The sequence below is a fragment of the Compostibacillus humi genome (assembly GCF_014637175.1).
In the GTDB taxonomy this organism is placed as follows: domain Bacteria; phylum Bacillota; class Bacilli; order Bacillales; family Amphibacillaceae; genus Oceanobacillus; species Oceanobacillus humi.
The window spans coordinates 1-7,961 of record NZ_BMEV01000093.1 but is presented as its reverse complement, the minus strand read 5'-3'; the positions used below and the strand labels follow the sequence as shown (position 1 = coordinate 7,961).

At 41.4% G+C, this 7,961-nt stretch carries 9 protein-coding genes; all 9 read right to left on the bottom strand.

All coding sequences use genetic code 11. The annotated features are described in order from the left end of the window. Positions 1–391: 391 nt before the first annotated feature. Positions 392–1,873, bottom strand: a complete 1,482-nt coding sequence (gene lysS / locus IEV18_RS15740; protein ID WP_188393333.1) for a lysine--tRNA ligase — start codon at positions 1,871–1,873, stop codon at positions 392–394. Positions 1,874–2,138: 265 nt separating this feature from the next. Beyond that, positions 2,139–2,639 carry a 2-amino-4-hydroxy-6-hydroxymethyldihydropteridine diphosphokinase gene (gene folK, locus IEV18_RS15735; RefSeq protein WP_188393332.1) on the bottom strand — a complete coding sequence of 167 codons (501 nt, stop codon included), beginning with the start codon at positions 2,637–2,639 and terminating at the stop codon, positions 2,139–2,141. Further along, positions 2,632–3,000, bottom strand: coding sequence for a dihydroneopterin aldolase (gene folB / locus IEV18_RS15730; protein WP_188393331.1), 369 nt, complete (start codon positions 2,998–3,000; stop codon positions 2,632–2,634). Before folB ends, folK begins: the two co-directional genes overlap by 8 nt. Next, the gene (folP, locus tag IEV18_RS15725) at positions 2,993–3,826 is read right to left on the bottom strand and encodes a dihydropteroate synthase (RefSeq protein WP_188393330.1); all 834 of its coding nucleotides are present in this window, start codon (positions 3,824–3,826) and stop codon (positions 2,993–2,995) included. Before folP ends, folB begins: the two co-directional genes overlap by 8 nt. Before the next feature lie 80 nt (positions 3,827–3,906). Further along, positions 3,907–4,830, bottom strand: a complete 924-nt coding sequence (gene cysK, locus IEV18_RS15720; RefSeq protein WP_188393329.1) for a cysteine synthase A — start codon at positions 4,828–4,830, stop codon at positions 3,907–3,909. Between the two features lie 87 nt (positions 4,831–4,917). Beyond that, on the bottom strand, positions 4,918–5,808 hold the full coding sequence (locus IEV18_RS15715) for a peptidylprolyl isomerase (RefSeq protein WP_188393328.1): 891 nt from the start codon (positions 5,806–5,808) through the stop codon (positions 4,918–4,920). Between the two features lie 18 nt (positions 5,809–5,826). Further along, positions 5,827–6,699 (bottom strand): Hsp33 family molecular chaperone HslO, encoded by an 873-nt coding sequence (hslO, locus tag IEV18_RS15710; RefSeq protein ID WP_188393327.1) that lies wholly within the window; start codon positions 6,697–6,699, stop codon positions 5,827–5,829. An 11-nt stretch (positions 6,700–6,710) separates the two neighbouring features. After that, entirely contained in the window at positions 6,711–7,490 is a 780-nt protein-coding gene (locus IEV18_RS15705; protein ID WP_188393326.1) for a type III pantothenate kinase, read from the bottom strand. Positions 7,491–7,709: 219 nt separating this feature from the next. Then, a partial coding sequence (locus IEV18_RS15700) for a transposase (RefSeq protein ID WP_188393325.1) occupies positions 7,710–7,961 on the bottom strand: 252 nt, incomplete at its 5' end.

Below are 7,961 nucleotides of genomic sequence, written 5' to 3'. Positions count from 1 at the left end.
AGTTTGTTTAAATGAACAACGTTCATTTATCTTAGCGTTTTATTTCAGGGGATTGAAGCGTTGCTTCTTCCCTCTGCACAGGTTGTTTTGTTCAGTTTTCAAAGAGCAAATCATTTCGCCGCTTCGTAATGGCGACTTTATTAATATAACATGATTTGTAATGTAGTGTCAACATCTTTTTTAATTAAATTTTTGGTTGCTCGCTCAGAACAACGATATTTAATTTATCACGTTTATTATTTTAAATCAAGCTTTTTCTATAAGAAAATTGTGGGTAAAAATATTTATCCTTTTACATATATATATAGCATTCCCTTCCTATTTGGGATTATTTGTCCAATTACATAGAAAAAACCTTTGCCATCCAGCCGGATAACAAAGGCTTCCTTTATTATTTGCTTCTCATTTGCGGGAACAAAAGGACATCTCTTATCGATGGAGAATTGGTTAAGAGCATGACTAGCCTGTCGATTCCAATTCCAAGCCCTCCAGTTGGCGGCATCCCGTATTCCAATGCTTCCAGGAAATCTTCATCCATCACATGGGCTTCATCATTGCCCTGTTCCCTTTCTTTCATTTGGGCTTCGAAACGCCGGCGCTGATCAATCGGATCATTTAATTCGCTAAAGGCATTTGCATGTTCTCTGCCTACAATAAATAGTTCAAAACGGTCTGTAAATCGTTCATCTTCTTTATTCTTTTTCGCCAGCGGAGAAATTTCCACCGGGTGGCCATAAATAAATGTTGGCTGAATTAGTGTTTCTTCCACCTTTTGCTCAAAGAACTCATTCACGATATGACCGTAAGTCATGTTCTCGTTAATTTCTACACCATGTTCTTTTGCTAATTGCCTTGCTTCTTCATCAGATATCGGTTTCCAAAAATCGACTCCGGTTTTTTCTTTAATAGCGTCTACCATATGGAGTCTTTTCCATTTTGGTTCAAGATTGACTTCGTAATCCCCATAGGTAACCGTTGTTGTGCCTAGAACCTCTTTGGCAATATGGGCAATCATATTTTCGGTCAATTCCATAATATCTTCATAGTCCGCATAGGCTTCATATAATTCAATCATCGTAAACTCTGGATTATGTCTCGTAGAAACTCCTTCATTTCGGAATACACGGCCGATTTCATATACTTTCTCCAAGCCGCCGACGATCAGCCGTTTCAAATGAAGTTCAATAGCAATTCGCATATATAAGTCAATGTCTAAAGCGTTATGATGGGTAATAAACGGTCTGGCGCTGGCACCGCCTGGAATATTATGCATCATTGGGGTTTCTACTTCTAAAAACCCTTCATTATTTAAGTAGTTTCGCATCGATTGAATAATTTTGCTGCGCAATACGAACGTATTTTTACTTTCCATATTTGTTATCAAGTCAAGGTAACGCTGGCGGTAACGCTGTTCAATATCTTTTAAGCCGTGATATTTCTCTGGCAACGGACGCAAAGATTTCGTCAGCAGGTAAAATTCATCTACTTTAATCGACAGCTCGCCCATATTCGTGCGGAAAATATCTCCGCGAACTCCGACGATATCCCCTAAATCAAGAGTCTTAAAAATTTCATATGCTTCATCTCCGACGGCATCTTTCCGGACGTAAATCTGTATCTGTCCTGATACATCCTGAATATGGGCAAACCCGGCTTTACCTTTCCCGCGTTTTGTCATAACTCGTCCCGCAACGACCGCCTGATCATTTTTTTCTTCCAGTTCTTCTTTCGATAAAGCATCATATTTGTCAAAAATATCTTTCGCCAAATGGGTACGTTCAAATTTGCCGCCAAAAGGGTCAATTCCTTTTTCTTGATATGCTTGTAGCTTTTCCCGCCGTACAATCATTTGTTCATTTAATTCTTCCGCCAAAGTGACACCCTCCAGTTCTGTAATTAAATAAAGATATTTTATATGTATCGCAACAATCCTGAGAACACTCTTTGTTTATTCTACATGTTCAACAGACGATACGGCAAGCAAATGGCAATATTAAAGGGGGTTTGCCATTTTTATTCTATCTATCTTCTATTTGCTGTTCATTATTGCCTGATTTTGAAAAACTCAACCCGTGAGGCAGAGTTTTTCCTCTGCTAGAATGCCCTGATAAGGCTTCAACCGGCCATTCCTCGTTGTCTCAGTTTGTTTTCCTCCAAACCCTTACCCCATTTATTTCCGATTGCGGCAACGAATCTTTTAATTCAGAAACGGTTTTATTCCATTTGTTTATATAGAAATGGGGGGAAATTTCCGCAAAAGGAATGAGTACAAAGGCGCGCTCATGCATACGTGGATGGGGAAGAGTCAATTTTGCTACGGTACTATTTTCTTGATTAAAAGTCAGTATGTCAAGGTCAATCGTTCTCGGTCCGAAGCGGATTTCCCTTTTCCGGCCTAACTCTGCTTCAATTTTTTGGCATACCGAAAGCAAATCCATCGATGCCAGGCTTGTTTCAGCTTGAATTACCATGTTTAAAAAATTCCCCTGGTCTAAATAGCCGACGGGTTTTGTTTCGTAAACAGACGACATTTTTACAATATCAATTTCTTCCTGTTGCTCCAGCAGCGCCAGCGCCTGCTGTAAATATTCCCATCTCGGTTCGATATTCGTTCCAAGGGAGATAAAAGCACTATTCATCTTCTTTCCTCCGGTGAATCTCCACCGCTACCGACTGATAATGTCCAGGGATGGGCGGGTTTGGTTTTTTCACCTTTACAGTGCATGCTTCCAACGGTACAAACTGCTGAAGCAACTCGGAAGCAATCGTTTCTGCTACCGCTTCGATTAAATGTTTCGCTTCCCCCTCTACGATACTTTTCACAATCTCGTATACGTGTCCGTAATCAATGGAATCTTCCATGCGATCGCTCTTTCCGGCCGGCTCTAAGTCTAAATACAGTTCCAAATCAACATAGAAACGTTGCCCTAACCGGTTTTCCTCCGGAAATAAACCGTGATATCCGTAAAATTCCATATCATGAATAATAATTTTATCCATTCGAATCCACCTTCTTTCCGAGCATGGCATCCATCATTTTTGCCAGCTGGGCGTTCAGTTTTACATCATGGACCCGTACGATATGTGCCCCCTTCATTATTCCTAAGCATGTCGTTGCCCCTGTGCCGACATCTCGGTCTTCCGGGTTGTCCAGTCCGAGCACTTTGCCGATAAACCGTTTCCGTGACGTTGCTAGTAGAAATGGATAACCCATATCTACAAATTGTTCCAGCTGATTCATGACAAGCAAATGCTGTTCATGATTTTTGGCGAAACCTAATCCTGGATCTAAAATAATATGCTCATCCGGAACTCCGGCATTTTTGGCAATGGCAATGCTTTCTTGCAGGTCCTTTTTCATATCTTCAATTAGAGATGTGTAAACTGCTTGTTCCCTATTATGCATCAATATAATCGGCACGTTATAGGCTGCTGCTACCTCAGCAATAGCCGGATCCCGCTTTGCACCCCATATATCATTGATGATATCTGCCCCTGCTTCAATAGCATGTTTTGCCGTTTCCGCCTTATATGTATCAATGGAGATCGGCACGGAGACTTTTGCTCTTACTGCTTCAATGACAGGAACGATTCGCTTTATTTCTTCCTCTGCCGGAACCGGAGCATGACCTGGTCTTGTAGACTCTCCGCCTATGTCAATAATGTCCGCCCCTTCCTCTTCCATTTTTTGGGCATGTTCCACTGCTTTTTCTAAGGAGTAGTATTTCCCGCCATCGGAAAAGGAATCCGGTGTAACATTTAATATTCCCATGATATGAGTTCTTTCAGATAAATGTAATGTTTTCGTTTTCGTTTTTAGCAGCATGATTCGACACCCGCCTCTTCGGTCTTAATCTATATTGTTGCCAACAATAAAAAATAGCATCACTCAGATGCTATTTTATCTTATTCTTCTTCAAATTGGAACAAAGCGGTAGATAAATATCTTTCCCCTGTGTCTGGCAAAATGGCGAGGACCTTTTTGCCTTTACCTAGCTGTTTTGCCACTTTTTTCGCTGCAGCCAATGCGGCTCCCGAAGAAATTCCTACTAAAATGCCGTTTGTTCTCGCTACTTCCCGGGATGCAGCAAAGGCTTCTTCATTCTCTATCGTAATAACTTCATCATAAAGTTCTGTATCCAATACTTTTGGAACGAAGCCTGCGCCAATTCCTTGAATTTTATGCGGACCTGGAGAACCGCCGGACAGTACTGGGGAATCAGTCGGTTCCACTGCATAAAGCTTAATTCCTTCAAAGTGTTCTTTTAGTACTCTGCCTGCTCCGGTAATCGTTCCTCCTGTTCCGATTCCGGAAACGAAAGCATCTAAACCATCGCCCATTTGTTTGATGATTTCCTGACCTGTTGTCCGGGCATGGACTTCCGGATTTGCTTCATTCATAAATTGCTGCGGCATGAAATAGCCGTGTTCCTTTTGCAATTCCTCTGCTTTGGCAATTGCGCCCTTCATTCCGTCGGCCCCAGGGGTTAATACAAGTTTCGCCCCATAGGCACGGAGTAAGTTTCGGCGTTCGATACTCATCGTATCCGGCATAACAATCACAACTTTATAACCTTTTGCCGCCGCAGTCATCGCCAAGCCGATTCCGGTGTTTCCGCTAGTCGGCTCGACGATTGTATCCCCTTCTTTTAGCAATCCTTCTTTTTCTGCCGCCTCAATCATGGAAAGAGCAATCCGGTCTTTTACAGAACTGGCCGGGTTAAATGATTCTAATTTTACGTAAATGTCCGCCATCTCTTCATCGGTGGTGCGCAGCTTTACAATGGGTGTTTCCCCGATTAAATCGGTAATGGAATCGACAACTTTCAAAAAAACGCCTCCCCTAAATCCAAGTATTCTTATAAGATTAATGTATGCCTTATTTCCCACTTTGTCAACTAATACTTTTTCCGATGGCTACTTTTCGTCGTCATATATCCAATCGATTTCCAGCTCATTCCATAACTTTTCGGCAGATGGGACGAGATTCTCTTTTTTTAATGCCAGCTCGCTGCGAATATACGGCTTTATTTCTTCGTAAGCAAATTGTACCGAATCCAGTTTGCGATGAAGAAAAATCAGCGCCATCCCTTCATCGGTCGCAAACGGCTCACTATATGTATTCTCTTCCATATTATTTGCTATTTCTTCATACTGATTTGGAAGAAACTGGCTTGTTGTCGGCAGGTAGCCAAGATAGCCTCCTGCCTCCTTCGTCGCTTCATCCAGTGAATATTCCTGTGCCAACAAAGAGAAGGACGCACCCTCATCGAGTTCCCTTTTCACCTTTTCTGCCGTTTCCGCATCAGGAACGACAATATGGGAAAGCTGCAAGGAGGAAATAAAATCGTACTCATTTTTATACTGTTCATAATGATGCGCTATTTCTTCTTCTGATATAGCTATGTCTAACGTCAATAATTGTTCCAATTGGTAACGGAAAATAATATCTTCCTGCCAGAAATCAACTACCTGTTCATACTTTTCTTCCGGAATAATTCCAGCCATTGTCGTCCTCCGGGCAATATCCCGCTGTACAATTTTCTCATCCACTTGAATATCATGTTCTGCTGCCAACTGGCGGACAACAGCACGATCGATCATTTGTTTCAGCTGCTGCTTCCCATATTTTCCCTTTAACTCATGAATCCAGTCGTCATAATCGATTCGTTCATCACCGACAATGGCAACGGTTCCCTTTCTATCTATCCCTTCCTTCGCACTATCCTTTGATTGCAAAAAAAGCAGGGTAGTCAAATTTGTAATTAGCAGCACGATAATAATACTAAACAGGAGCTTTTTGGACATGCGGAATTCTTCCTTCCCCTATCTTTTCAACTGTTCCAGCTCTTCTTCCGTAAAATAATATTTTTCATTACAAAAATGACAGCTCGCTTCTGCCCCGTGGTCTTCGTCAATCATCGCCTGAATCTCTTCATTACCTAGCGCAACGATGGCATTGGCTATCCTTTCCTTGGAGCATTTGCAGCGAAATTCAATCGGCAATGTTTCGAGAAAGTTTATTTTTTCTTCTCCAAATAGCCGTTCCAATATTTGCTCTGGAGTATAACCTTCCCGAATAAGGGAGGAGATAGCCGGGAACTCCTTAATTTGCCTTTCCAATTTATCAATCGTATCTTCTTGAGCCCCCGGCATTACTTGAACTAAAAATCCTCCAGCAGCAAGTATGGAATGATCGGGATTTACTAATACCCCAGCCCCGACGGACGAAGGAATCTGTTCCGAAGTGGCAAAATAATAGGTAAAATCTTCACTGATCTCACCGGATACGATTGGCGTTTCTCCGGTAAAATAGTCCCTTAAACCTAAATCTTTAATGACGCTAATCCTGCCTTCAGTGCCGACAGCTCTTGCTACATCCAATTTTCCCTTTTCATTTAAATCGAAATGAACATGGGGATGAAGCACATAGCCGCGAACATGACCTTTTGCATTTCCATCGGCGATAATAGCGCCAATCGGGCCATTTCCTTCCACTTTTACCATGATGGAATCATTTCCTTTTAACATGGCTCCCATCATAGCCGTAATCGTTAACGTTCTTCCTAACGCAGCCGATGCCGTCGCCCAAGTATCTTGACGTCTCCTTGCTTCTTCCACTAAATTCGTTGAGGTTGCGGCATAGGCGCGAACCTTTCCGTCATATGTTGTTGCCTTTACTAAATAATCAGTTTTCATAGGATCCTCCCTCATGTATTTTTCTTTTTCATCATGTCATATATCATGGCTAATCCTTTTAACGTTAAGTTTGGATCAACCCGGTCAATCATTTTCGAATCTTTGGCAATCAGCTGGGACAGTCCGCCGGTGGCAATGACTGTAGCATCTGTATTATATTGCTCTTTTATCCTTCGGACGAGTCCATCAATCATTTCAATCGTTCCGTAATAAATTCCCGATTGCATTGCTTCAACCGTTGACTTCCCGACGACATTTGTCGGTGCTTCAATTTCGATTTTAGGAAGCTTTGATGCATGGGAATACAGGGCTTCCATCGATATATTCATTCCAGGGGCAATAATCCCCCCATTATATTCCTTTTTATCATTTATATAACAATAGGTCGTTGCTGTTCCGAAATCAATGATAATTAAAGGCGCGCCATATTGGCTGATTCCGGCTACCGCATTGACGATTCGGTCCGCACCAATTTCTTGGGGTCTCGGATAATTCATTTTTAAATAGGACTGAAAATCGCCTTTATCCACGATATAAGGTTCCATGCGGAAATAATCCCGGCTCATTTTTTCCAAGGCAAACATAATTGGCGGCACGACAGAGGAGATAACGACATCAGTAATTTCCGACATCTCTATTCCACGATGTTTAAATAAAGAGGAAATAAGCACTCCAAACTCGTCTTCTGTTTTATGCCGATCCGTCTTAATCCGCCATTCATATTTTAGTTCCTTGCCTTCAAACACACCTAATACCGTATTCGTATTGCCCACGTCTAACACAAATAACATAAGCCAAACCTGCCTTTTTAAAGGTTACATATAGTTTTCCAATTATTTTTTAAATATACCATACTTCCATACAGTAATAAAAAGAAGGACACTTTTTAATCCAGGTTCTATGTCAAATGTTGGGGTTTAGGCTACCGCGCTTGCGCTTGGTGGCCTCTTCCTTTATTGGTGAAATAAATTTTACCAATAAAGGAAGAGGAGTAAAAAGAAACTGTCTTCCTAACCCACATGAACTCCAATTTCTTTATACTTGTGCGATAGTAATATTCGTGCACGGGAACGTCTAAAGTTTCTAAATCCAAACGCATTCCGTTTCATGACTTTCGTGTGATTATTAATCCCTTCTAGAAATCCATTTGAATATCCATATACAAAGCTGTTTAATATTTCTGTTTGCCAGTTCTTTAAGGTCTGAATATTTCTTTTAAATTCTGGGATTCCTGATTCTTCCACCAACTCATAAAAGCGATA